Annotated in this window: 22 protein-coding genes, 1 other RNA gene and 3 pseudogenes; 7 read left to right on the top strand and 19 right to left on the bottom strand. The window is 64.2% G+C overall.

Going from position 1 to position 23978, the window contains the following annotated elements; translation table 11 throughout:
- Positions 1-25 precede the first annotated feature (25 nt).
- The 6 genes and pseudogenes from G6N68_RS06080 to G6N68_RS06055 all read right to left on the bottom strand — a co-directional run bounded on the left by G6N68_RS06080 (position 26) and on the right by G6N68_RS06055 (position 7186).
- A complete protein-coding gene (locus G6N68_RS06080) occupies positions 26-1456 on the bottom strand; it encodes an adenylate/guanylate cyclase domain-containing protein (RefSeq protein WP_163709154.1) in 1431 nt (476 codons plus the stop codon).
- 86 nt (positions 1457-1542) lie between these two features.
- Positions 1543-2325 (bottom strand): PE family protein, encoded by a 783-nt coding sequence (locus G6N68_RS31375; RefSeq protein WP_163709151.1) that lies wholly within the window; start codon positions 2323-2325, stop codon positions 1543-1545.
- Between the two features lie 305 nt (positions 2326-2630).
- Positions 2631-3749, bottom strand: a complete 1119-nt coding sequence (gene lipY / locus G6N68_RS06070) for a triacylglycerol lipase LipY (RefSeq protein WP_163709149.1) — start codon at positions 3747-3749, stop codon at positions 2631-2633.
- A gap of 225 nt (positions 3750-3974) precedes the next feature.
- Positions 3975-4140, bottom strand: a pseudogene (locus G6N68_RS31985) (IS110 family transposase); the annotation flags it as partial.
- Positions 4141-4146: 6 nt separating this feature from the next.
- Positions 4147-5657, bottom strand: a pseudogene (locus tag G6N68_RS06060) (IS1634 family transposase).
- Positions 5658-5980: 323 nt separating this feature from the next.
- Positions 5981-7186: pseudogene (locus G6N68_RS06055) on the bottom strand (IS110 family RNA-guided transposase).
- A gap of 247 nt (positions 7187-7433) precedes the next feature.
- On the opposite strand from G6N68_RS06055, the gene G6N68_RS06050 reads away from it, so the two are divergent.
- Complete coding sequence (locus G6N68_RS06050; protein WP_163709147.1) at positions 7434-8519, top strand: SDR family oxidoreductase; 1086 nt, start codon at positions 7434-7436, stop codon at positions 8517-8519.
- 35 nt (positions 8520-8554) lie between these two features.
- Here the strand turns inward: G6N68_RS06050 and G6N68_RS06045 are convergent, their stop codons facing one another.
- Positions 8555-9358 carry a crotonase/enoyl-CoA hydratase family protein gene (locus G6N68_RS06045; protein ID WP_163709145.1) on the bottom strand — a complete coding sequence of 268 codons (804 nt, stop codon included), beginning with the start codon at positions 9356-9358 and terminating at the stop codon, positions 8555-8557.
- 155 nt (positions 9359-9513) lie between these two features.
- On the opposite strand from G6N68_RS06045, the gene G6N68_RS06040 reads away from it, so the two are divergent.
- From G6N68_RS06040 to G6N68_RS06030, 3 genes are all read left to right on the top strand, one after another.
- A complete protein-coding gene (locus G6N68_RS06040; protein ID WP_163709142.1) occupies positions 9514-9789 on the top strand; it encodes a hypothetical protein in 276 nt (91 codons plus the stop codon).
- Positions 9790-9919: 130 nt separating this feature from the next.
- Entirely contained in the window at positions 9920-10816 is an 897-nt protein-coding gene (locus G6N68_RS06035) for a universal stress protein (protein WP_163709139.1), read from the top strand.
- 90 nt (positions 10817-10906) lie between these two features.
- Positions 10907-11497 (top strand): YbhB/YbcL family Raf kinase inhibitor-like protein, encoded by a 591-nt coding sequence (locus G6N68_RS06030; RefSeq protein ID WP_163709137.1) that lies wholly within the window; start codon positions 10907-10909, stop codon positions 11495-11497.
- Positions 11498-11543: 46 nt separating this feature from the next.
- Here G6N68_RS06030 and G6N68_RS06025 read toward each other — a convergent pair whose 3' ends face one another.
- From G6N68_RS06025 to prfB, 9 genes are all read right to left on the bottom strand, one after another.
- Positions 11544-11918 (bottom strand): FKBP-type peptidyl-prolyl cis-trans isomerase, encoded by a 375-nt coding sequence (locus tag G6N68_RS06025; protein ID WP_163709133.1) that lies wholly within the window; start codon positions 11916-11918, stop codon positions 11544-11546.
- A gap of 583 nt (positions 11919-12501) precedes the next feature.
- Positions 12502-12869, bottom strand: a transfer-messenger RNA (tmRNA) gene (gene ssrA / locus G6N68_RS06020).
- A gap of 303 nt (positions 12870-13172) precedes the next feature.
- On the bottom strand, positions 13173-14015 hold the full coding sequence (locus tag G6N68_RS06015) for a maleylpyruvate isomerase family mycothiol-dependent enzyme (protein ID WP_163709130.1): 843 nt from the start codon (positions 14013-14015) through the stop codon (positions 13173-13175).
- 43 nt (positions 14016-14058) lie between these two features.
- Positions 14059-14541 carry an SsrA-binding protein SmpB gene (smpB, locus tag G6N68_RS06010; RefSeq protein ID WP_163709127.1) on the bottom strand — a complete coding sequence of 161 codons (483 nt, stop codon included), beginning with the start codon at positions 14539-14541 and terminating at the stop codon, positions 14059-14061.
- Positions 14542-14543: 2 nt separating this feature from the next.
- Positions 14544-15440 carry a permease-like cell division protein FtsX gene (gene ftsX, locus G6N68_RS06005; protein ID WP_163709123.1) on the bottom strand — a complete coding sequence of 299 codons (897 nt, stop codon included), beginning with the start codon at positions 15438-15440 and terminating at the stop codon, positions 14544-14546.
- Entirely contained in the window at positions 15441-16133 is a 693-nt protein-coding gene (gene ftsE, locus G6N68_RS06000) for a cell division ATP-binding protein FtsE (RefSeq protein WP_163718248.1), read from the bottom strand. It lies immediately after the preceding gene.
- Between the two features lie 43 nt (positions 16134-16176).
- Positions 16177-16587 (bottom strand): Rv3103c family proline-rich protein, encoded by a 411-nt coding sequence (locus G6N68_RS05995; protein ID WP_240355400.1) that lies wholly within the window; start codon positions 16585-16587, stop codon positions 16177-16179.
- An 8-nt stretch (positions 16588-16595) separates the two neighbouring features.
- Complete coding sequence (locus G6N68_RS05990; RefSeq protein ID WP_240355399.1) at positions 16596-17576, bottom strand: mechanosensitive ion channel family protein; 981 nt, start codon at positions 17574-17576, stop codon at positions 16596-16598.
- Positions 17563-18681: a peptide chain release factor 2 gene (prfB, locus tag G6N68_RS05985; protein WP_163709117.1), complete on the bottom strand. Its 1119-nt coding sequence runs from the start codon at positions 18679-18681 to the stop codon at positions 17563-17565. The genes G6N68_RS05990 and prfB overlap by 14 nt, the downstream gene beginning before the upstream one ends.
- 123 nt (positions 18682-18804) lie before the next feature.
- Between prfB and G6N68_RS05980 the strand changes: the two genes are divergently transcribed.
- Positions 18805-20166, top strand: a complete 1362-nt coding sequence (locus tag G6N68_RS05980) for an FAD-dependent oxidoreductase (protein WP_163709115.1) — start codon at positions 18805-18807, stop codon at positions 20164-20166.
- On the opposite strand, the gene G6N68_RS05975 is transcribed toward G6N68_RS05980, so the two are convergent.
- The gene (locus G6N68_RS05975; protein ID WP_163709112.1) at positions 20167-21753 is read right to left on the bottom strand and encodes an FAD-binding oxidoreductase; all 1587 of its coding nucleotides are present in this window, start codon (positions 21751-21753) and stop codon (positions 20167-20169) included.
- 5 nt (positions 21754-21758) lie between these two features.
- Entirely contained in the window at positions 21759-21959 is a 201-nt protein-coding gene (locus G6N68_RS05970) for a hypothetical protein (protein WP_163709108.1), read from the bottom strand.
- A gap of 203 nt (positions 21960-22162) precedes the next feature.
- Here G6N68_RS05970 and G6N68_RS05965 point away from each other — a divergent pair, with 203 nt between their 5' ends.
- Together G6N68_RS05965 and G6N68_RS05960 are read left to right on the top strand one after the other, a co-directional pair.
- Entirely contained in the window at positions 22163-23143 is a 981-nt protein-coding gene (locus tag G6N68_RS05965; RefSeq protein ID WP_163709104.1) for an Acg family FMN-binding oxidoreductase, read from the top strand.
- Positions 23140-23568 (top strand): pyridoxamine 5'-phosphate oxidase family protein, encoded by a 429-nt coding sequence (locus tag G6N68_RS05960; RefSeq protein ID WP_163709101.1) that lies wholly within the window; start codon positions 23140-23142, stop codon positions 23566-23568. The genes G6N68_RS05965 and G6N68_RS05960 overlap by 4 nt, the downstream gene beginning before the upstream one ends.
- Here the strand turns inward: G6N68_RS05960 and G6N68_RS05955 are convergent.
- Complete coding sequence (locus tag G6N68_RS05955) at positions 23565-23975, bottom strand: group III truncated hemoglobin (protein WP_163709098.1); 411 nt, start codon at positions 23973-23975, stop codon at positions 23565-23567. The genes G6N68_RS05960 and G6N68_RS05955 overlap by 4 nt on opposite strands.
- Positions 23976-23978 lie beyond the last annotated feature (3 nt).

The following is a 23978-nucleotide window of genomic DNA, read 5'->3' as shown; positions in this document are numbered from 1 at the left end:
TAGCGGTGTCGCTGAGGGTGACGGCCTACTGGTAGCGCCAGACACCCACCTGACCGCCAACCCCCTTGAGAGCCGCCAACTCGCGCTTGCCGACCAGACTCAGCTCGGAGATGACCTCGTCCGCGCCCGGCGCATCACGCACCGGGTCGGTGCACACAATCTGGCGTGAGTCGGCGATCCCCTGAACACGGGCCGCAATGTTGACCGTCTGGCCGAAGTAGTCGAGGCGCTCGTTCAGGTCCACCGCAATGCACGGCCCGGCGTGCAGGCCGATCTTGAGCTCGAGTTCACCAACCTTGGCGATCTCGCGGTTCATCACCATGGCCGCTTCGAGCGCCGGCGCCGGCGTGGGGAAACTCGCCATCACCGCGTCGCCGATGGTCTTGACCACCGCACCTCCGCGCGCGGCAACTACCTCCCGGAGCAGGCCGAAATGCTCGCCGACGAGGCTGTAGGCGCGCATGTCCCCCATCCGCGAGTACAGCTCGGCCGAGCCTTTGAGATCGGTGAAAAGCACGGTCAGGTTCTTCAGCCCTAAACCACCCTGCGCGGGAATGCTCTCGGCCCGGAAGAGATCGCGGAAAACCTGGGTCGTCACCAGCTCTTTGACCGTGAAGAAGCGGTGGAAGTTCAGCTTCGCCCCCGAACCCAACATCGTCGTCTTTGCGGCGTGAGCCTCCGGCGACGACGGGTGGGGGTCCCTGAACGCGCCGAAGACCACTGGCCGGCCGAGCCGATTTTGCAGGCTCATGCGCACCTTGCCAACCGCCAACTGCTCACCGTCCTGAATAAGCCTGCCGCCGGCGAGGACCTCGTAGCTCATCGCCGAGCCACCCGCGCCCTCGTCGACCGTGAAGCGCCGCAAGGCGTGGTACTCCGGCAGCGCCAGCAGATAACGTCCCGGCGCGAGCTCCCGCTCGGCCTCGACCGTCGCGCCCGCGGGAGCCGTACCGAACCACATCGGGTTCCCCAGGTAGCGGCCTAGCTGGGTGGTATCCGTAACGCTCGGCGAGAAGAACAGCGTCATACCGTCGCGGATGAAATCCAGCTTTTCCGGGAACGAGAACCGGGTCGTTCTCGCCGAGGGAGCGACGCTGAATGCGACTTCGACGTTGTCGTCGATCGAGGGCGAGATGGAGATATCACAGATCGCGCAATCACGGTCCTCATTCAGTGCGCGCAGCGCGTGGTCCGTCGTGATAAACGCGCCGCAGGCTGGGCAGATGACACCCCAACTGAACTCGACAACACCGGCGTGCGCGGCATGCAAGAACAGGTCCACCGCATCGCGCTCGGTGATGCCGGTTTCCGCCGCGTAGCGGTAAGGGTTCATCCGGAAGAGCTTTTCGTCGGGCGCTTCGGCGATGTAGCGGGCTAGGCCGCCCACAACATGAGCATCGAAGTGGCCGGCCCTCTGCACCGCCGTGAGGCGCTCTTGAAGTATGGCGGTGGTCATCACATCTCCTGACCGCGTCGCCAAGTGGCGAGCTACTGCAGGGCGCAACTCTGAATCGTGACCAGTTATTCCGTTATGCCGGGGACCTACAAGAAAAACAGGGGCGACAGGAGCAGTGCGAGAGCCACCGACTCCGGATCGGTCTGCACCTCGGTGACGATGCCGCCGACCTCGAAGGGCATGGGAACGGTGACCGGCTCCTGCCCCGCAAACGGGCCTCCGAACGTCACCGTCGCGGTCATGGGCTGAATGGGAGCCAGCAGACCACCGAAGGGAATGTTGAGCGCTACTGATACGCCCGCGATGTTCGACGGCAACGGTATGGACATCGTGTTCTGGCCGTAGAGGATGGCGTTCCCAACGTTGGGACCAACATCGCGTAGGGCCGCCGCGGCAGCGTCCGGATTCCCCGCCAGCACCGCATTGACAAACGTTGACCCGCTTTGACCGAGCGCAGCCGTCGACGTGACCACCGGGCCGATGGCATCAAGGGGGAGTTCGATGAACTCCATTTCGGCCTTGAGCAGCATGCCCAACGGGCCCTCGGGGTAGAACTGCGCGAATTCACTTGCCGCGGCGGCATGGGTATTGCCGGCCTCGGTGTTGATATACGAACTCACGCCGGCGTTCAGCAGGTTGACGAACTCGCTGTGAAACGCCGCCACTCGGGCGCTCAGGGATTGATATTCGTGAGCTTGCGAGTTCAGCAGTGAAGCGATTGCCGCCGATACCTCATCAGCGGCCGGGGGAACTATCCCGGTCGTCGCGGCCGCCGCCGCGGAATTGGCCGCGCTCAAAGTCGAGCCAAGGCAATCCAATTCGCGAGCGGCCTGCGCGACAAGTTCGGGTACGACGCTGACAAACGACATAGCTGCCGTCGTCCTCTCTGGTTGCGTTCGTTTGGGTGTCTACGACAGTGGACAGGACGTGCCCGGCTACCGATCCCAATAACGCGCGCGCTCAACGTCGAGGTTGGGCCGCATCTTCGGCTTCGCCGTCGAGTAACCGCGTTGCGCCCTTGCACAAGCCGTCGACCAGATCGGCTTCCGCCGAGGCCGTTTCGTTGGGATTGGCAGAGTCGGCAGCCAATCGGTGTAACCGTTCGGCTTTTCGCGCAGCAGCGCCGAGTTCCCGTTTCTGGTGATCGTGAGGGCATCGCGTTTGGAGCGGACAATCAGGCTATGCCGAGTTGCTGGTTGATCTGCGGCCAGTAGAGCAAGCCGCCCGGAGTGCCGATAACCCAGTCATGGACTTGGAAGTTGGCCAGTATGAAGCTGATTGGGGCGCCTTGGGCTATGGCTGCTTGCCGGAGGACAGATGCCTGGGCGTCCAGCGGATCCCATGAACCCGAGTAGACATAGGTCGGCGGAAGTCCGCTAAGTGACCCGTACAACGGACTCACCAGAAAGTTGTTCACCGGCAGATTGCCTGCCCACGAGTTCGCGAGTTGCATACTCCAGGCCTCTCGCCACGGCGAGGCCACGTCGAGCCACGGGGACAGCAACACCATGCGCGACGGCACGGGGTCGCCCTGGGCCACCATGTACTGGACGGACGCGAGGGCGAGGTTGCCGCCCGCGGAGTCGCCGATCACGCTGACGTTGGCAGTCCCGTGTTGAGCGATCAGCGACGACACGAGACCCGCCATCTTGGGCACCACCACACCGGCCGTTCCCCCTTGCCAGACCAACGGGTAGATCGGCACTTCCATGGTCGCGCCGGTTTGGTAGGACATCACCGAGTAGTGGATCCAGTGGAAGAAGGAGGGCGGAAGGAGAAACCCGCCGCCATGCATCGCGACCACGTATTCGCCGGTTGGATACGGCGGGGTGATCCGGACGACACCCATTCCGTCGTACGTGCCGTACTGGACCGTTAAGCCCAGTGGCCACGTTAGGTACGGCGACGGGGCGTTGCCGGTGTACCAACCTAGCGGCGGAAGCTCGAGCAATCGCGACAGCGGGTTAGCGGCCTCCGCGATTGAAGTCTCGAGTGCGGACAGGTTAAGGGCGTTGGCCGCCTCGGCGGCGGCATAAGCCCCGGCCGCGCGGGTCAGTGTTTGCACAAACCGCTCATGAAAGGACGCCACCTGTGCGCTGAGAGCTTGATAGCCCCGGCCGTGGGCGGAGAACAATGCCGCGATCGCCCCTGAAACCTCGTCCTCGGCGGCGGCCAACACCCCCGTGGTGGCCTCGGCCACGCCCTGGTTTGCCGTTGTGACCAACGAGCCAATCGAAGCCACGTCTACGCTCGCGGCGGACACCATCTCGGGCAGCGCAACAACATACGACACGTGCCGCTCCCACGTCTCGGGGCAACTCCCAGTTACCCGGCCGATACCGATCGCCGAGTAGCCGCAGCTTATGCCCTTGCCAGGGAGCCGCGGAACAGTTTGCGTCGATAGACATGCGAACTCCGGCGTCGGCCCTGTCGTGAACGGGGCCTTTTCGACGATGATCGACCTCGGCAGAGTGATCGACGCTCGCTAGTCCGCCAGAGAGGACTCTCAATGAAGATGTCAAGCCGCCGACTGTGTGATTGGGGGTGAGTCGGGTTGCCAGGTGCGGTTGTCACGGATGAGCGCGTAGAGGACGTTGGTGCGGCGTCGCGCCAGGCAGATGGTGGCCGCGATCGGTCGTTTTCCTTCGTTCCGTTTGCGCTGGTAATAGGCCTTCCCGAGTTGGCTCAAATTAGTGCGCACTGTCGGCGTGGATCGTGAGCAGTGCTTCGCGTAGGTCGTCGGGTAGTGGGTCAGCTGCGGTAAGGGTTTGGTTGCCGGCTTGGATTTTGATGGTGCGGTAGCGGCGTGCGGTGCGGACGAATTTCTTGATGCTCCAACCGGTTTGGTGCTCGATGTAATGGCTGACGGCCAAGGCGGTGACCACGATGCTCAGGTGCGCCTCGATGGATTCGCGCAGGTGGTGGTAGATAGGGCGGGCTTGCAGGTCGTGCTTGGACATTCGGAAGGCTTTCTCGATGTGCCACAGCTGGTGGTAGGCATCGATGACGAAGGTGGCGGTCTGGGTGGTGAGGTTGGTGGTGTAGCCCTTCCAGCGGCCAGCGCGCGGGTTTTGGTTTCTAGTGCGCGGTCGACGGTCTTGGTGGCTCCGGCGAGGTGGATGTAGCGGTTGCGTTTGACGGGCGCTTTGCCTTCGACGGCGCGTTCGGCTTTGGCGACTTGTTCGTCGATGCCACGTAGCGTGCGCCGGGCCCGGTCATGGCGGAACTGGTAGTGGATGACCCGGTCGGGGATACCGCGGGCCTTCTCCGAACTTGTTGAGGGCCAGGGCTGGGTCAGGATCAACCCGTCCGGGATCGCCTCCTGGGGGTGTGCTTCGCGCCATCGGCGGACCACGTCGGGCAGGTAGGGGATGCGGGTGCCCAGGACGAACGACAGCCCGGCAGCCTGCAGCGCGACCTGGTTGGCTTCTGAAATCATGCCGGCATCGGCGACCACGGTGACGTCACTGAGCTGATGGGCGGTCTTGAAGGCGTTGATGACCGGCAACATGGTGGCTGTCTCGGCGCGGTTGCCTTCGAAGGCGGCCACGGTCAGCGGGAAGCCGGTGGCGTCCGTGAGCAATCCGAGGGTGATCTGGGGCTCTAGCCTGCGTTCTTTGGAGAATCCGGGTTCGCGGAACCCGTCGCCGGCGTCTGTTTCGAAGTACAGGGTGGAGACGTCGAAGAGCACCAGGCTGGCCGGTCCCAGCCCCGCGTGGGCTGCACATGCCGCCGCCAGCGATTGGCGCCAACCGGACTGGGCGTAGCCGCGGAGTCGGCGTTTGACCGTGGCGTAGGAGGCGGCGCTGACCCCGACTTCGGTCAGCACCCGTTCGGCGTCGATCTTGCTGGTCGGTTCGATGATCCGGGCCAACACCAGATCGCGAAACACTTTGTCGCGCTGGGTCGCTGACTCGAAACCTAGAATCCGATACGCCGCGCACAATGCCTCCCAGAGGTGGCGCATCTGCGAGGAGGTGATCGGTAAAGGTTCGGCTCCCGGTGGTGCCGCCACACCGAGATCAAGGACGGCCTGCCCCGCGGCTAGCCGCTCGGCAGCCGCGGCTTTCAACGCCGCCAGTGCGCCTTCGTCATGAGCCGAACCGATGTGCTCGATCTGGCGCGAACCCCGTCGTGATGACCACACGATCTGCACGGCAAGGGCGCCCGAGGCCGTCTTCACCGTGCGGATATAAGCCACCAGCGCAGACTACGGCCCCCAATTAGTGCGCAAATTCCCACCGCAGCGCCCCAAAAGGAGCTGGTCAGCACGCTACGAATGCCGTCCACCGTCAAACGTGAGCCAAGTCAGGTCTCGGGGCAACTCCCAGTTACCCGGCCGATACCGATCGCCGAGTAGCCGCAGCTTATGCCCTTGCCAGGGAGCCGCGGAACAGTTTGCGTCGATAGACATGCGAACTCCGGCGTCGGCCCTGTCGTGAACGGGGCCTTTTCGACGATGATCGACCTCGGCAGAGTGATCGACGCTCGCTAGTCCGCCAGAGAGGACTCTCAATGAAGATGTCAAGCCGCCGACTGTGTGATTGGGGGTGAGTCGGGTTGCCAGGTGCGGTTGTCACGGATGAGCGCGTAGAGGACGTTGGTGCGGCGTCGCGCCAGGCAGATGGTGGCCGCGATCGGTCGTTTTCCTTCGTTCCGTTTGCGCTGGTAATAGGCCTTGGAAAGCGGGTCGCAGCGGATGGCGGTGAGCGCGGACATGTACATGACCCGGCGCAGTCGTCGGCTGTAGCGCTTCGGAGTGTGCAGGCGTCCAGTGCGTTTCCCGAGTCGCGAGAGACCGGGGCCAGCCCGGCCCACGCCGCGAGTTGGTCAGCCGACTCGATCAGGGCGGGGTCACCAACAGCGGCCAGGAATTCGGCGCCGAGCCGAAATCCCATGCCGGGCATGCTGGTGATTACTTCAGCAAGTGGATGGCGGCGAAATCGGCCCTCGATGTCGGCGTCGGTGGTCTTGATGCGTTCATCGAGGGAGATCACCTCCTGGGCCAGTTGTGCGACCAGCCCAGCGGCGACTTCTTCGCCCGGCAGGCGCACCGTCTGGGTCTTCGCCGCAGCCACGGCCGCCGCTGCGATTGCAGCGGCGTTACGCACCGGCATCGGCCAGCACCCGCGTCAGCCGCGAAAGGCCGCTCTGCCGAATGGCTTTCGGACGCTGGTAGCGCGCCAGCAGCACCACCCAACCACGATCCTGGGTCAGCTGAGCTGCTCGCTCCAGGGCCGGGCAGACCGCTACCAGCTGTTGACGCAGCCGGTTGATGGTGCGGGTGCGATCAGCCACCAGATCAGTCCGATGGGCGGTCAGCATCCGCAGTTCGGTGATCACGTCATCGCCGGGGTGCAGCACCGGCAGATCGGCACCGCGCATCCGGGATTGATCGGCGATCACCCGCGCGTCCTTGGCGTCGGTCTTGGCCTCCCCGCCGCGGTAGGTCGCCGAGGCCTGCCACACCTGGCGGCCCGCCAGATAGCGCACCGACTTGCCGGCATCGGCGAGCACCGTCAACAACAGGGTGGCGTAGACGGTGGTCAGATCCACTGTCCAAGACACCTGCCCACCGAGCTTGTCCACATCGGAAACAAGTCCACGGATCTGTTGCTCGTCGTTGACGAACTTTCGGGAAAGCACCACCGCACCGTGGTCATCGACCACGCACACCCAGTGATGCTCCTTGCCGACGTCCACACCAGCCCACAACTGGACCGCAGTCATCTCGCCTCTATTCGCTTGTCTGCCAACATGTTCCCCACGGACCACCCCGCCAGCATTTCCTTAAACAAGCGATCACATCGCAGATCTCAATCAGCGGCCAGAGAAGTCCAAGCGGGTCGGGCGGCCAGTCCTCTCAAGCCGCACCATCAAGCCGGCAACACACCAACAACCTCACCCGACCCGCCCGGGTCACAGCACAACGTAACAACACGAAGTAACTGCACCTACGAACTTAAGGAACACCAACATGACCACGTCTCCGACGGCGATCGACCCAGACGCGCCGGTCCTCGTCACAGGTGCCAGCGGCTACATCGGCAGCTGGATCGTCCGACTCCTCCTCGAAGCGGGACGCACGGTGCACGGCACGGTACGTAACCCTCAGAAGCCTTCCGGTCTGGAGCATCTGCACAAGCTGTCAGACGACCACCCCGGTCGGCTCCGACTGTTCAAGGCAGACCTGCTCGACCCAAGCAGCTTTGACGAGGCCATGGACGGATGCGAACTCGTCATGCACACCGCATCGCCATTTCTCATCTCCGGATTCAAGGATGCGGAGGAAGCGTTGGTGCGCCCGGCCCTGGAGGGCACCCGTAACGTGCTCGACTCCGTCAACCGCACGCAATCCGTTAAGCGCGTGGTACTGACCAGCAGCGTGGTGGCGATCTACGGCGATGCCCGTGAGTGTCTAGATGTTCCCGAGGGCGTCTTCACCGGCGAACACTGGAACACCACCAGCAGCGTTGACCACCAACCGTATCCGTATTCCAAGACGGTCGCGGAGCGGGAGGCGTGGAAATACGTTAAGGCGCAAGATCGTTGGGATATGGTCACCATCCACCCCGGCCTGGTGCTTGGTCCTGCACTGACCACGGCCAGTGATTCGGCCAGCCTGAGCACGATGAAGCAGTTCACCGACGGCACCCTGCTTGCCGGGGCCCCGGCGCTGACCATGGGCGTGGTGGACGTGCGTGACGTTGCCGATGCTCACCTTCGAGCCGGCTTCACCCCGGAGGCCCACGGCCGCTACATCGTCAACGCGGATTCGTTGACTCTGCTCGAGATCGGCAAGATGCTGCGCCGCCGGTACGGCCCGCTCTATCCGTTCCCCAGGACGACGGCACCCAAGGTGATGATCAAGGCCGTCGCACCCGTTGTAGGGCTGACGCGAAAGTTCGTCGACCGCAACGTGGGTTACCCGCTGGCTTTCGATAACAGCCGCAGCCAAGACGAGCTGGGACTGACCTATCGGCCTGTCGAGCAGACCGTGACGGAGCACTTCCAACAGATGCTCGATGACGGCGTGATCCGCCGTTTGCCGGGTGGCCGCTGACCATTGCGACGCGAAAGATGTTGCTGGAAGCGACATTAAGCGGGATCGACGAAAACCGGTTGCTCCCCTGACATTCCAGCGACCACGGCAGCGATTTGATTGGGCGAGCCGATCAGCCCGGTCTGCAGAACCGATTCGAGCTCAAAAGCAGCCGCAGGGTCGTTACTGAGCCAGGTTTCGTTGTACAGACGCTTAGCGGCGCGGATGGCGTCCGGTGACTTCGTTGCGATTTCGTCCGCAAGCTGCTGCGCCGCTGCCAGCGGATCCTCGGCTGTCCGAGTGACCAACCCGAGCTCGGAACCCTCGCTGCCGGAGACGATGCGGCCCGTGAACGTCAACTCTTTCGCGACGTCGATCGGTAGCAGTCGCGGCAACGCCTGGGTGATGCCCATGTCGGGAATGAGACCCCATTTGATCTCCATGATGCTGAGCTTCGCGTCTGGCGCGGCGATCCGGATGTCTGCGCCGAGCGCGATCTGCAGGCCGCCGCCGAAGCAGTTGCCGTGGATCGCGGCGATAACTGGCGCAGGCACCAACGACCAGTCGTAGCTCACGCGCTGAGCGAGGTTCGCCGCCCGCCCCTCGTCTCGGGACAGCAGGACGCCCGTGCCACGTTCGCCACCCATGAAACTTGCCACGTCCAAACCGGAGCAGAAGCTCTTGCCCTCACCGTGCAGAACGACCGCACGTACCGATGGATTGCCCGCCAACTGCTCTGCGGCATCCACCAACCCCTCGAACATCGCTTGGTCGAGCGCATTGTGCTTGTCCGAGCGCACCATCGTCGCCGTCGCCACGCCGTTGTCGGCAATCCGCACACGGACTCTGTCTTCACTCACGAATAGCAATCTAGCGCGCCGTCACCTGTTCAGATGTCGCGGCGTTGTCGCCCGACGCAAGAGTTCCGCAAGCCGTCCGGCGCACGCTGTCGTTACCGACCAATAGAGAGATCAGAAACATGAACCGACGACTCGCAACACTGGCATCCGTCTTGATGACTGGCTGTGGTCTAGGTCTGGCAGCGCCTGCCCAGGCCACTCCCCTGCCGCCGCATACCTGGTGCCCGGGCGATTCCATGGTGTACTCCCGTTACGACCTGTCGTCCGGGCCAGGAGTTGCCTACCAGTGGGACATGAATGTCTGCCACACGTGGTACTGGGTCAAGAACTCGGCGGGCAACGTCCCGTACAAGGGCGAGTTGCCGAGCGATGTGTGGGACGGAGACAATCCCCCTCCCGTCAAAGAGGATTCGTGCGACTTCTGCTGGTAGGCATTTGCTCGCTGTTGCGCCTCACAGGGTGTCTTTGGTCCTTTGGCTTGCATCCCTTCGGCCCTCACAGTGAGGGCGTTCCTCGGCGATCCTGCATTGGGTAGACCGCGCCGATCAGAAAGAACTTCAGATGTGGCAACCACCACGTGGCTCGATCTTGGTAGGCATTGATGGCTCAGCGGCGGCACTGGCCGCCGTCCGGTGGGCGGCACGTGATGCGGCGCTGCGGAAGCTGCCGCTGGCTCTGGTCCATGTCGTCGACGCCTCATTACCGGAGTGGTTCGAGGTGTCCGCGCTGGCCGGCTTCAGGCAACGGCAAGAACAGCGGGCACGGGAATTCCTCGAATCGGCGATCGAGGCGGCCGAGGAGAGCTTTGGTGAGTGCGATCCAGTTCCGATCGACAGCAACGTGTTTCATTCGGCCAGCGTCTCGGCGCTCGTCGGCCTCTCGGCGGAGGTGGCGATGGTCGTCGTCGGCCGCCGAGGACACGGCGCGTCGGTATATAACGTCCCGGGCAGGGTGAGTTCGGCGTTGGTTTACCACGCTCACTGTCCGGTCGCCGTGATCCACGAAAGCGAGGGCGCGATCCGCAATTTCGAGCACGCGCCGGTGCTGGTGGGTATCGACGGTTCACCGGCATCCGAGGCGGCGACGGGTATCGCCTTCGAAGAAGCTTCCCGGCGAGGTGTCGGCCTGACGGCTCTGCACGTGTGGGTTGACCCCTATGTTTCCGGCTCCAAGACCAAATACCAAGACGCCAAGTGGGACGCTCGACTCGCCGAGGAAGAGGAGACGCTCGCCGAACGGTTGGCGGGTTGGCACGACCGCTACCCCGACGTGGCGGTCCATCGCAGGGTCGAAATCGGCGATCCGGCGCATTGGCTGATCGAAGCTTCCGAGTTAACACAACTGATCGTGGTCGGCAGCCACGGCTGCAGCCCGCTCCGCGGCACTTTGCTGGGGTCCGTCGGAGCGGCGGTAGTCAACAGGGCCAAAGTCCCGGTGATCGTGGCCCGGTGGTCCTAACAAGCCGAAATCCCTTGGTTACGAGTCTCTTTCGTCCGCATCAGGAAATCGACCTCCTCCGGAGGACCCATTACGCGTATACATAATTCCATGAGACTGGCGGCCGCGATTCTGGCGCTGCTCTGCTACGCGCTCACCGCATGCGGCAGCGCTGAGCAAGCGAAAGAAGGCTCTGCCCCCAGCACTTCAGTTCACGCGACCACGACGGAGCCGTCGTCATCGGTCGCGCCGACACCCTTTGGCGTGAGCAGTCCCGCCTTCGCCGACAACGGCCAGATCCCGGCCGAGTACACCTGCAACGGCCGTAACGTACCGCCGCCGCTTCGCTGGCAGAACGTGCCAGCCGGCGCGCAATCGCTAGCGTTGGTGCTCGATGATCCCGACGCCGTTGGAGGACTGTACGTCCACTGGGTGGTGACCGGCATACCGCCGTCCGCCTCCGAAATCGCCGATGACGCGCAACCTGCGGGAGCTGTCGTCAGCGCGAACTCCGGTGGCAAGGCGGCCTACCTTGGTCCATGCCCGCCGGCCGGCAGCGGCGTACACCACTACCGCTTCCAGCTGTATGCGCTGAGCAAGCCGTTGGCGTTGACGCCGACAACGCCGGCAAGGGAAGCCACCCAGGAGATCACCGGCTCGGCCATCGGCTCGGCCGTGGTGGTCGGGCTTTTCGGCGGCTGAGACGCTCTACGCGTCTACTGCGACGGAGTCATCAGCGTGTTGCTGGCTACCTGACTTGGAGCAGGTCCACCACGAAGATCAGCGCCTCGCCGGGCCTGATGACGCCACCGGCGCCACGGTCACCGTAGGCGAGGTGGGCGGGTATGAGCAGCTGTCGGCGACCGCCGACCTTCATGCCCTGCACGCCCCGGTCCCAGCCCTGGATGACCTGCCCGACGCCGAGTCGGAACGTCAACGGTTCGCCGCGGTTGTAGGAAGCGTCGAACTCCTCGCCGGTGGAGTGGGCCACTCCGACGTAGTGGACGACGACCGTGCTACCGGAGGTGGCCTTCGCGCCGTGGCCCTCGACGACGTCGGTGATGACCAGGTCGGTGGGCGGCTCCCCGCCGGGGAAATCGATCTTGGGCTTCTTTGCAGTCATCTCATGACACTGGCAGATGGTCTCCGGGGTCTTGCCGACGGGTGGGTTTCAAGCAACGCGTAGAGCCCCATCAGGCGACCACCGAACTCCGGCGCCCGATGGTGGTTCGGGCTGAACAGGGTCGACGAGGACAGGTTGCCCCCACCTGTGGTTTTGCCTTTGATGGCGCATGCGCTGTCACCGCCCGTGTGAGCCGCTGGTGATGGCGCATCTGCTAGCAATTTTGGAGTCTGTCTGTATCCCTGGAGCGGGGTGCGGTGATGTCCAGTCGGGGGATATGTGTTGGTTTCGTTTTTGATTGCGCATGCGCTATCACCGCCCATGTGAGCCGCTGGTGATGGCGCATCTGCTAGCGGTTCTGGAGCCTGTCTGTATCCCCGGAGCGGGGATTTGTGAACGGCCGGGCAGTCGATCCCCAACCCCGAGCGCATGGGCGTCTTTCTAAGTGGGGGCGTCAGATCGACTGTGTAGGTCCTGACGGGAGGATCTCAAGACATCGCGACGGTTCCGGCGAGCGTCGAGCGAATGGAGTTTCGTGACGACAGGTCAAATACAGCATTTCTGGCGTTTACAGCCATCCTTCTGGTGGAGCTGCCGGGAATCGAACCCGGGTCCTACGGCATTCCCTCAAGGCTTCTCCGTGCGCAGTTCGCTGTGCCTCTACTCGGATCTCCTAGTCACGCGAACTAGCCAGGATGACGATCCCAGTCGCTGTTGGTGTCCCGATGAGTCCCGCGACCGAACTCATCGGTGGATCCCTCTAGCTGATGCCGGGGTCCGGGTCGAGGGCGTTCCCGGTCCGACAGACTAGCTGTCGCTTAGGCAGCGAGAGCGTAGTCGCGCTGATGTGACTCGGCGCTTAATTGGTTGCAACGACGCTTACGGTGGTCTCTTGCCTGCACCGGCACGCTTCCCTTGATTCGATGCGCGAAGTCGAAACCTTTCAGCCCCTCGCATCCCTGCCGACTTTCGGCAGGACCATCAATGGTACGCCTCTACTAACTAGCGGCAAACCGTTTATGTTCCCGCGTGGGTGGATCAGTTTGCGGTCGCCGAACGTGTGGCCTGCTGCCCTAAATGCGCAGGTGGAGGGCGATACGGCCCACATTCGGCGCGGGTCGGCGGCGCCGAGCGTCGGCGTGCGCGGCGTCGAGCGTGGGGCCTGTGGCCCTCCACTCGCACGCGGCGGGACGAGGGGCTCACACTCGGCGCGGGTGTGGTGCCCCACAGCGCCAGCGCCGCCGCCGCGCCCCCTCAGATGACGAAATTCAGCCGGTCCACGATGCGTTGAGCCAGCTCTTGGTCGCCGGCCAACTCGACGTCCTGAGCGCGTTTGGGGCACAGCGGCCGGCCACCGACGAGCCTGGTGAACTGCAAGCCATCCAGCCGGATCGTCGCTGTCGGCTCTGCGCCACCGAAATCGTCGACCACCTTGGCCCGGCCGTCGACGGCGACACGGATGCTGCCGCTCAGCGGACCGGTCAGCTCGAACAGGACACGGGACCCGTCAGGAGCTTTCGCCAGCTTTCCGACGACGAAGCCCAGCGAGGATGAAATCTCGTCAAGAACCAGCGGCAATGCCGGCCCCTTCAGGTCGTCGTCGGACGAGGGCCGCTGCAGCCCGAGGCGAATGTCCTGCTCGTGCATCCAGCAGTCGAAGGCCCGAATCCGCATGAACCGCCCGTAGGCGTCCATACCGGCCGGCGTCGGGGTCGTGGCGTTCCAGTCCTCGTCGGACATGTCCGTCAAGACCTGCCGGCGCGACTTTGTCAGCTCGCGGAACTTCTCCAACACCGCAGCGCCCGGTTCGGCGGCCAGCGCGCGCACCCAGCACTCGTTCAGGGCGCCGATGTCGTTGCGCACATGGGGCAGTTCCTTGACGTCGATGTCCGGCTGGGGTGGTGCAATGCCGGCCAGAAACGACTCTGTCCCGATGATGTGCGAAACCAGGGCCTTGACGTCCCAACCGGGCAATGGTGACGGCGCCTGCCAACTGCTCTCCGGCAAGCCGTCCACCAGCGCGTCGATGTCGTCCCACACGGAGAACAGGCCATCGAGAACGGCGGACTTGTCGAGTTGGGTGATGGGGGCTGGCATGGTCGGAATAGTAGTGGCGATCGCAAGAGCGCCAGCGGGCCCCTCACATACCTTTTTGGCGACGTCCCAGCTCACGCATCACTTCGCGTTGGGCGTCGCGTTTGGCGAGGTCCTGACGCTTGTCATGGGCCTGCTTACCGCGCGCCAGGGCGAGCTCGACTTTGACCTTGCCTTCGGTGAAGTACAGCGACAGCGGCACCAACGCGTAGTTGCCTTCGCGCAGCTTGCCGATCAGGCCGTCGATCTCACGGCGGTGCAACAGCAGCTTGCGGGTGCGGCGCGGATCATGGTTGGTCCAGCTACCGTGCCGGTACTCCGGAATGTGGAGGTTTCGGAGCCAGACCTCGCCGTCGTCGACGGTGGCGAATGCGTCAACTAGCGACGCTTGGCCGGCGCGCAGGCTCTTCACCTCGGTGCCTTGCAGGGCCACACCCGCTTCGAACACCTGGATGATCGAGTAGTTGTGCCGGGCCTTGCGATTGCTCGCGATGATTTGTTTGCCGTCCGCGCGCGGCTTTTTCGCCATTGCTACCGCCGTACGTAGAGGCGCAACGTCACATACGCCGTCAGCCCCGCCATCGATAAGCCCAGTAGCAGCAAAATGGGCGAGATGTAGTACAAGATGTCGGCGTTATCGACCTTGGCGATCAAGTGGGCGCGGTAGAACCGGTCCAGCGCACCCTCCAAAAACCACGCCCGCACGGCGATCAGACCGACGATGGCGAGGACTACGCCGATCAGCGCGGCGACGATCGCCTCAACCAGGAAGGGCAGCTGCGTGTACCAACGGCTGGCGCCGACGAGTCGCATGATGCCGATTTCGGTGCGCCTCGTGTAGGCCGCGACCTGGACCATGTTGACGATCAACAGGATCGTGCCGATGGCCTGGACCAGCGCCACGGCGAACGCCGCGTTGCGCAACCCGTCCAGGATGGAAAACAGCCGGTCGATCGCTTGCTTCTGGTTGAAGGTGCTGCGCACCCCGGGCTGCCCTTCCATCGCCGCGGCGAATTCCGGGTGCTGGTCGGGGTTGTTCAGCTTGACGATGAACGACGCCGGGAAGGAGTCCTTGACGGCGAGCTCCCGGTACTCCGGGAACTTCTTCATCGCATCCGTGTACGCGGTTTCCTGGTTGACGAACCGCACCGACTTGACTTCGCTGCGCGCTTCAATCTTGTTGCGCAGCGCCTTGCACAACTCCCCCGAACAGTTGGGGTCGTTGGCGGAGATGTCCTCGGTGAGAAAGACCTGGGTCTCGACACGGTCGAGGTAAATGGCCCTCGAGTTGTCGGCCAATCGGACCACCAACAGGCCACCACCAAACAGGCCGATGGAGATGGCGGTCGTCAAGATCATCGCAATGGTCATGGTGACGTTGCGACGAAAGCCAGTAAGGACCTCGTTGAGCAGGAATCCGAAGCGCACTCAACGATCCATTCCGTAGACGCCACGCTGCTCGTCGCGAACCAGCCTGCCAAGGGATAACTCGACCACACGTTGGCGCATGGAGTCCACGATGTGATGGTCGTGCGTCGCCATCAGGACCGTGGTCCCGCTGATCCGGTTGATCCGCTCCAACAAATCCATGATGTCCTTACTGGTATCTGGGTCGAGGTTGCCGGTGGGCTCGTCGGCCAACAGGACCAGAGGCCTGTTGACGTACGCGCGGGCGATCGCCACCCGCTGCTGCTCACCGCCCGACAACTCGTGGGGAAGGCGGTTGGTCTTGCCGGACAGGCCGACCGTTTCCAGCACCTCGGGCACCACCTTGTTGATCGCTTCGGCGCGCTTGCCGATGACCTCCAACGCGAAGGCGACGTTCTCGTAGACGGTCTTTTGCTGCAGCAGCCGGAAGTCCTGGAAAACGCAGCCGATCACCTGGCGCAGTTTGGGGACGTTCCGCCCGCGCAGCTTGTTGACGTGGAACTTTGAAACCCGGACGTCACCGCTGGTCGGCGTCTCCGCGGCCAGCAGCAGCCGCATGAACGTCGACTTGCCGGAACCCGACGGGCCGATCAGGAAGACGAACTCACCCTTGTCGATTTCGACGTTGATGTCGTCGAGCGCCGGACGCGCCGACGATTTGTACTGCTTGGTGACATTTTCCAGGGTGATCATCACGGCACGCCAGTGTAGCCGGGGGTTTCCCCGGCGGACGAAATCAACGGCCCGGCACGGCCGGCAGGGGTGCCGGACCCGGGCCCGGCGGCGGGACCGAACTCGATGGCGGACACAGCGCCGGCACCAAACAGGGCAGCGTGGGCGGAGCGAACGGCGGCGGGGTCGTCGTGGTGGTGGTCGTCGGCACTTCGCTCGGCGTCGGCTCCTCGGTTGTGGTGGTGGTCGTGGGCGGCGGCGTGCTCGGCGGAGCCTGATCCACCCGGGTGCGCGGCACCCATGTGTAGTCCGGATCGGGCACGTAACCCGGCGGAACCACCTGCGCGGGCGGCGTGGAGGGCTTCGCTTCCGGTTGCGGCTTGTAGGTTTCGTAGGTCCACCAAGTCAGCAGGAACACCACGATCAGAACCAGCGTCGACGTGCGAAATTGGCCGAACAAATGTTTCGGCCACATCCGAAACTTCATCGCTGTTGCACCGAACCCGTTGTCTCGGTCTGGGTGGCCTGCGGATCCTTGACACCGCCGGCATCGACAACGCCGATGGTCGCATCGGCGGCGGTCATGATGCCGGCTCGGGCGAGCGCCCGGATGACGAGCACACGAAGCTTTCGGCCGGCCTCGAACTGCTTGCCGGGCAGGGTGCGGGCCACCAACCGCAGGGTGACGGTGTCGATCTGGATGCTCTCCACCCCCATCACGGTGGGCGAGTCCAGCAGCAGGTCGCCCAGCACCGGATCGTCAATTGCCTGTTCGCACTCCTGATGCAGAACCTCGTTGACCCGGTTCAAATCGACATGCGTGGAGACCGGAATATCGACCACCGCGCGCGCCCAGTCCTTGGAGAGATTGACCGATTTCACGATCGAACCGTTGGGAATGGTGAACACTTCCCCGTCGCTGGACCGCAGCTTGGTCACGCGCAGCGTGACGTCCTCGACCGTGCCGCGCGCTTCGGTGGAAACACCCGAGACCGTCAGCGCCACCAGGTCGCCGAACCCGTACTGCTTCTCGACGATGATGAAGAAGCCGCCCAGCAGGTCCTGGACCACCCGCTGAGCACCGAAGCCCAACGCGGCACCCAGTACGGCCGCCGGTGCGACCAGCGAGCCCACCGAGAAGTTCATGACTTCGGTGATCTGGACCGCGACGACCACGCAAATGATCGCGATCGATACCCAGGAGATCACCGAGGCCACCGCCTGGCGGTGTTTGGTGGCCTCCGAGCGCACCAGTGCATCACTTTCGGCGAAGCCGACGTCGAGCTTGCTCGTCACTCGGTGCGCCACATAGTTGACGAAACGGGCCGCCAGGACCGCCGCGATCAACAGCATGACGATCCGCAGACCCCTGGTGATGATCCACTCACCGATTTCGCCGCCCCAGAAATCGTGCCAACGCTGTTTCATGGACGCGGCGAGGATTGTCGTGTTAGTCGTCGTCATCTTTTCGATTGCGCCATCGAATTCCCGCTTCCAGGAACCCGTCGATGTCTCCGTCCAGGACGGCGGCCGGATTGCCCACCTCGTACTCGGTGCGCAGATCTTTGACCATCTGATAGGGGTGCAGCACGTATGAGCGCATCTGATTGCCCCAAGAACTGCCGCCTTCGCCCTTCAGGGCGTCCAGCTCGGCACGTTCTTCTAAACGCTTGCGCTCCAACAACTTTGCCTGCAGAACCCGCATCGCCGCCACTTTGTTCTGTAACTGCGACTTTTCGTTCTGACAAGTGACGACAATACCCGTTGGGATGTGTGTTAAACGAACCGCGGAGTCGGTGGTGTTCACCGACTGGCCGCCTGGGCCGCTGGATCGGTACACGTCAACGCGTATATCGCCCTCTGGGATGTCGATGTGGTCTGTGGTTTCCACCACAGGCAGAACCTCGACTTCGGCGAAGGAGGTCTGGCGCCGGCTCTGGTTGTCGAACGGGCTGATCCGCACCAGGCGGTGAGTGCCCTGCTCGACCGACAAGGTGCCGTAGGCGAAGGGGGCGTGCACGGCGAAAGTGGTGCTCTTGATGCCGGCTTCCTCGGCGTAGGACGTGTCGAACACCTCGACGGGGTACTTGTGTTGCTCGGCCCACCGGATGTACATCCGCATCAACATCTCGGCCCAGTCGGCCGCATCCACCCCGCCGGCACCGGAGCGGATGGTGACCAACGCCTCACGTTCGTCGTACTCGCCCGACAACAGGGTCCGAACTTCGGCGGCCTCAATATCGGCCCGCAGCGCCTTGAGCTCGGCGTCGGCCTCCGCCAGGGCCTCGGCGGCCGCAGCGCCCTCTTCTTCCGAGGCGAGCTCGTACAGGACGGGCAGATCGTCCAGGCGGCGCCGCAACTCCTCAACGCGACGCAACTCGCCCTGAGCGTGCGACAGCTCGCTGGTCACCTTCTGCGCGCGGGACTGGTCGTCCCACAGGTGGGGGTCGGATGCCTCGTGCTCGAGCTTCTCGATCCGGCTCTTCAGACCGTCCACGTCAAGCACCCGCTCCACCGTGGTAAGGGTGGAGTCAAGTGCTGCGATGTCGGCTTGCCGGTCAGGTTCCACAGCGAACAACGTTACCGGCAGCACCGACTAGCATCAGATGACCCAGTGCACCGCGTGCCTGTGACGCCCAGCCCGCATGCCAGCCCTCATGCGTCACAGCCGGAAACAACAGAAGGCTCGACCATGCGCCCATATCATGTTGCGATCGTCGGCTCCGGCCCGTCCGGCTTCTTCGCCGCGGCGTCTTTGTTGAAGGCAGCCGACGCCTCCGAAGAGATCGATGTCGCCGTCGACATGTTGGAGATGCTGCCCACGCCCTGGGGACTGGTGCGCTCCGGCGTCGCGCCCGATCACCCCAAGATCAAGTCGATCAGCAAGACGTTCGAGAAAACCGGTGCGGACCCGCGGTTCCGGTTCTTCGGCAACGTGCTGGTGGGCGAGCACGTCGGGGCCAGAGAACTCGCCGAACGCTACGACGCTGTTGTCTACGCGGTGGGTGCCCAGTCCGACAAGGCGCTCAACATTCCGGGCGAGGACCTGCCCGGCAGTATCTCGGCGGTCGACTTCGTGGGCTGGTACAACGCACACCCCCACTTCGAGGACAAGACACCGAATCTTTCGGGCGCCCGAGCTGTGGTCGTCGGCAATGGCAACGTGGCCATCGACGTGGCGCGGATTCTGGTCACCGACCCCGATGTGCTGGCTCAGACCGACATCGCCGATCACGCCCTGGAGTCGTTGCGGCCCTGCGGCGTGGAAGAGGTGGTGATCATCGGCCGGCGCGGCCCGCTGCAGACCGCGTTCACCACGCTCGAGTTGCGCGAGCTGGGCGAGCTGGAAAACGTCGACGTGATCGTCGATCCGGCCCAGCTGGCCGGCATCACGGACGAAGAGGCAGAGGCGGCGGGCAAAGTCACCAACCTGAATATCAAGGTGCTGCGCGGCTACGCCGAAAAGGCTCCCCGGCCGGGCCACCGCCGCATCGTGTTCCGCTTCCTGACCTCCCCTATCGAGATCAAGGGCGACGGCAAGGTCGAGTCGATCGTGCTGGGCCGCAACGAGCTGGTCACCAACGCCGATGGTTGGGTGTCGGCCAAGGACACCGGCGAGCGCGAGGAATTGCCCGCTCAACTGGTGGTGCGCTCAGTGGGCTACCGCGGTGTCCCAACTCCCGGCCTGCCGTTCGACGAAAAGCGCGGGATCATTCCCAACACCGACGGCCGAGTGGACGGCAGCCGCAACGAGTACGTGGTCGGCTGGATCAAACGGGGCCCGACGGGCGTCATCGGCACCAACAAAAAGGACTCCCAGGACACCGTCGACACCTTGCTTCGCGATCTGGCCGGATCGGGTGATCGCGCGGATTTCCCCGACGACCACCGCGACCGGTTGGCCGAGTGGCTGGCGTCCCGTCAGCCGAAGCTGGTCACCAACGCGCACTGGCAGGCCATCGACGAGTACGAACGGTCCGCCGGTGAGCCGCACGGGCGGCCTCGCATCAAGCTGCCGAACATCGCGGAACTGCTGCGCATCGGGCACGGCTGATCACGGATCGAGCAGCACCCCTGGATTGAGGATCCCCGCCGGATCCAGCGCTGCCTTCGTCGCGCGCAGCGCCGCGGCGAACGGATCGGGGCGCTGCCGGTCGTACCACGGGCGGTGGTCGCGGCCGACCGCGTGATGGTGGGTGATGGTGCCGCCGGTCGCGCTGATCGCCTCGGACACGGCGGCCTTGATCTCGTCCCACTGCGCGTCGAGGGAGCCCCACCGTCCGCCCGCATAGATGCCGTAGTACGGGGCCGGCCCGTCGGGATAGACATGGGTGAACCGGCAGGTCACCACCCCGGTGCCGCAGACACTCTTTATCGCCGTGCGGGCGGCGTCGGTCACGGCGGCATGCAGTGCGTCGAATCCGGTCCAGGTGCAAGCGGTTTCGAAGGTCTCGGCGATAACGCCCCGGCGGGCCAAGGCATCTCGTTGATACGGCATCCGCAAGAAGGCCGCACGCCAGGTGGCTGAAGCGTCCTCTGTTGACTCACTTCCCTTTTCGGCCTCACGGCTGCGTCGGGAGACGACCGTGCCGCGGTGATCGACGGCGATCTGCACGGCCCGGTCCAGCCAGGGGTCGATCGGGTGGTCGGCCGACTCGAACGCGAGGACCAACAAACCGCCCGCGACAGGGGTTCCGGCGTTGAGGAACGCCTCTGCGGGGTCCAGCAGTCGGCAGTTCGCCGGAAACAGCCCGGCTTGGGCGATGGTGCGGGTGGCCGCAACGGCGGCGGCCCAGTCGTCGAAGGCAACCGAGGCCGTGACCTGCCACCGCGGCCGTTCCTGCAACCGCATCCACGCCTCGGTGATGATGCCCAGCGCGCCCTCCGAACCGAGGAACAACCGGTCGGAGGACGGCCCCGCCCCGGAACCCGGCAGCCGCCGCGACTCGCTGATACCGGCGGGAGTGACAACCCGCATTGATTCGGTCAGGTCGTCGATGTGCGTATACAGGGTGGCGAAATGACCGCCGGCGCGGGTGGCCAGCCACCCACCGAGGCTGGAGAAACCGAAGGACTGCGGAAAGTGGCGCAACGTCAGATCGTGTTTGCGCAGCTGTTGCTCGATCCACGGCCCCAGCGCCCCGGCCTGGATGCGTGCGGCGCGGCTGATCCGGTCGACCTCCATGACCGAGCTCATGACGGAGACGTCCACCGTGACGGCCGGATGGTCGAACCTTGGCTCCACTCCCCCGACCACCGAGCTACCACCGCCATAGGGGATCACTGCGATGCCTTCGCGCGTACACCAATCGAGCACGTCGACCACGTCCTGCTCACGGCGCGGACGCAGAATCAGATCGGGAACATGGTCGAGACGGCCCTGCAGGTTGCGCGCGACGTCACGGAATGCCTTGCCGCGGGCGTGGCCGGCCCGGTCAACGGGGTGATCCGAGCAGATCGCACCGAGAGATCGCGGCGCGGTGACGCGCGGCGGCGGCAGCCCGAGCTCGTTCGGGTCAGGCGGGCGATGATCGGTCAGATCGTGCCCGGGCAACATCGAGGAGACCCGCGCCTCGAGGTCGCGTGTCTCTCGCGGGGAGAGCGCGTCCTCGACTGTGCCCCAACCCCACCAGGAGCGCACTGCCGTCAGCGCTTGAGGACGACGAACGCCCCGCCGGCGACCAGCAAGACCAACAGGGTGACGATGGCCCATCCCGTGCCCGCGAGCCACCAGATGAGAGCTAGTCCGGCGAACGCCGGCGACAACGCGAAGAGCACCAAGAGCGGGTGCTGCCTAACCACCTCGAGCGCACTCGTCGTCCGGACCCGATCGATTTCCTTGGCCATGCGTTCAGGATGCCAGACATTCGTCCTCGTCACATCAACAAAGACTCAGCATTTTCAGCACCGCGAACGCGGCCGTCGAGCGGCCGAAAGGCCGCCGCATGTTTCGTCAGTCAGCGATCGCTGAAATTGCGGTGACACAAGGTATTACCCCTCGGGACCAAGGTCCCTATCAGGCCCTCACCGATGGTCGTAGCGTCAGTTCCGTGGAGTTAGAGGTTGTCAAACAAGCGGTACGGCTGGCCTGCCGAGCTCCGTCGGTACACAACACCCAACCCTGGCGATGGCTGGTTGAGGACGATGTAATCCACCTGTACCTCGACCGCCATCGTGTCGTGCCGGCCACCGACCCTTCGGGGCGCCAAGCCATCATCAGCTGCGGCGCCGTGCTGGACCATTTTCGGGTCGCGATGGCAGCCTCAGGGTGGCAAGCCAATATCGTCCGCTTCCCCTACCCCAAAAACCCCGACCATTTGGCCGCAATCGATTTCAGACCGTTCCGACGGGTCACGGTGGCGGAGCAGAATCGGGCGGAGGCGATACTGCAGCGACGAACGGATCGTCTTGCGTTCGACTGCCCCACCTACTGGGAAGCGTTCGAATCGGCCCTGCGCGGCACCGTCGACGAGGGCATCGCCATGCTGGATGTGCTGGACGACGACCATCGTCCGCGTCTGGTCGAGGCGTCCGAACTGAGCGAAGAACTCCGCCGCGACGACTGGACGTATCATGACGAACTCGCCTGGTGGACTTCGCCTTTCACGCTGTCAGACGGCATCCCGCCGAGTGCCCTCGCATCGCCTTCCGACCGCCTACGGGTCGACCTGGCCCGGGACTTCCCGAGTCGGAACTACCGGGACCACCGACCTCAAGTGAGTGCCGACTGGGCCAAAATCCTTGTCCTGTCTACCCCTGCGGACACCCCACTTGACGCATTGCGGTGCGGCGAGATGCTGTCGAGCGTGCTGCTGGAGTGCACCCTGGCCGGCATGGCAACCTGTACGTTGACCCATCTCGTCGAAGCGAACGAAAGCCGCGACATCGTGCGTGAGTTGATTGACCACCGCGGCGAACCGCAAGTCTTGGTCCGCGTGGGCGTCGCCCCGCCATTCGACAATCCGTCCCCGCCGACACCGCGCCGAGCGCTGTCCGAAGTCCTACAACTCGAAAAAGGATTGGTCCCATGAATAGTGAGCCCATCGTCGTTCTGTCCGAAGACGAAAGTTGGGACCGGCTGGGGTCCGTTGCGTTGGGACGACTGGTCACTACCTTCGCCGGCGAGCCGGAAATCTTCCCGGTGAACTACGTCGTGCAGGGTCGGACCGTCCTGTTCCGCACCGCGGAAGGCACCAAACTGTTTTCGGCGATTGCCAGCCACACGGTGGTCTTCGAGGCCGATGACCACAGCGAGACCGAGGGATGGAGTGTGATTCTTCGGGGTCGTGCCCGGCTCCTGAAAACGGACGCGGACATTCAGGAAGCCGAACGCGCGCACCTACTGCCCTGGCTCGCGACGCGCAAGCCGCACTTCGTCCGGGTGACCCCGACCGAAATCTCCGGCCGCCACTTCAATTTCGGCCCGGAACCGGATTGCCACGAAACTGTTGCTTAGCCAGTAGCCCGAACCAGTAGCTCGGGCGCATCGTCACCGGTAAGTCGGCGGAGCATCGCCCACGCGATTCGACCGGCCTGAACTTTCGCGCGCTCCGCCGCGGGCCCGTGGTACATCTCGTCGACGGTGTCGTGCCAGATCTGCAACCACCGTAGGAAGTGCCGGTCGGTCAGTGGGGTCCGCTGGTGCACTTTCAAGTGTGGCGCCAGGGCACTGCCTTTGTAGCGGCCGGCGCGAAACAGCACGGTTTCCCAGAAATCGCACATCGTCGGAATGTGCGCGTCCAGTCCGGTGGCCCGCAACTCGGCGAACGGCTCCGCCAAGACCTCGTCGATCAACGCCCGTCCGTAGAAGCGGTGCAACAGCGCCTCGACATCGGCGCGGTCGGCCAAATCCGATTGAGCCATCCG

Source organism: Mycobacterium bourgelatii, assembly GCF_010723575.1.
GTDB classification, from domain to species: domain Bacteria; phylum Actinomycetota; class Actinomycetes; order Mycobacteriales; family Mycobacteriaceae; genus Mycobacterium; species Mycobacterium bourgelatii.
Note: the sequence above shows the minus strand (reverse complement) of the source record. Positions and strands in the feature narration are given on the sequence as shown.

Bases quoted from the DNA above. Each gene is read 5' to 3' on its own strand.
- G6N68_RS05955 (WP_163709098.1), bottom strand. From the start codon at position 23,975: ATGGCTCAATCGGATTTGGCCGACCGCGCCGATGTCGAGGCGCTGTTG.
- G6N68_RS05970 (WP_163709108.1), bottom strand. From the start codon at position 21,959: ATGGCCAAGGAAATCGATCGGGTCCGGACGACGAGTGCGCTCGAGGTG.
- G6N68_RS06025 (WP_163709133.1), bottom strand. From the start codon at position 11,918: ATGACTGCAAAGAAGCCCAAGATCGATTTCCCCGGCGGGGAGCCGCCC.
- G6N68_RS06035 (WP_163709139.1), top strand. From the start codon at position 9,920: ATGTGGCAACCACCACGTGGCTCGATCTTGGTAGGCATTGATGGCTCA.
- ftsE (WP_163718248.1), bottom strand. From the start codon at position 16,133: ATGATCACCCTGGAAAATGTCACCAAGCAGTACAAATCGTCGGCGCGT.
- G6N68_RS05980 (WP_163709115.1), top strand. From the start codon at position 18,805: ATGCGCCCATATCATGTTGCGATCGTCGGCTCCGGCCCGTCCGGCTTC.
- G6N68_RS06030 (WP_163709137.1), top strand. From the start codon at position 10,907: ATGAGACTGGCGGCCGCGATTCTGGCGCTGCTCTGCTACGCGCTCACC.
- G6N68_RS31375 (WP_163709151.1), bottom strand. From the start codon at position 2,325: ATGTCGTTTGTCAGCGTCGTACCCGAACTTGTCGCGCAGGCCGCTCGC.
- G6N68_RS05995 (WP_240355400.1), bottom strand. From the start codon at position 16,587: ATGTGGCCGAAACATTTGTTCGGCCAATTTCGCACGTCGACGCTGGTT.
- G6N68_RS06080 (WP_163709154.1), bottom strand. From the start codon at position 1,456: ATGACCACCGCCATACTTCAAGAGCGCCTCACGGCGGTGCAGAGGGCC.
- G6N68_RS06015 (WP_163709130.1), bottom strand. From the start codon at position 14,015: ATGCCAGCCCCCATCACCCAACTCGACAAGTCCGCCGTTCTCGATGGC.
- smpB (WP_163709127.1), bottom strand. From the start codon at position 14,541: ATGGCGAAAAAGCCGCGCGCGGACGGCAAACAAATCATCGCGAGCAAT.
- G6N68_RS05960 (WP_163709101.1), top strand. From the start codon at position 23,140: ATGAATAGTGAGCCCATCGTCGTTCTGTCCGAAGACGAAAGTTGGGAC.
- G6N68_RS05990 (WP_240355399.1), bottom strand. From the start codon at position 17,576: ATGACGACGACTAACACGACAATCCTCGCCGCGTCCATGAAACAGCGT.
- G6N68_RS06040 (WP_163709142.1), top strand. From the start codon at position 9,514: ATGACTGGCTGTGGTCTAGGTCTGGCAGCGCCTGCCCAGGCCACTCCC.
- G6N68_RS06050 (WP_163709147.1), top strand. From the start codon at position 7,434: ATGACCACGTCTCCGACGGCGATCGACCCAGACGCGCCGGTCCTCGTC.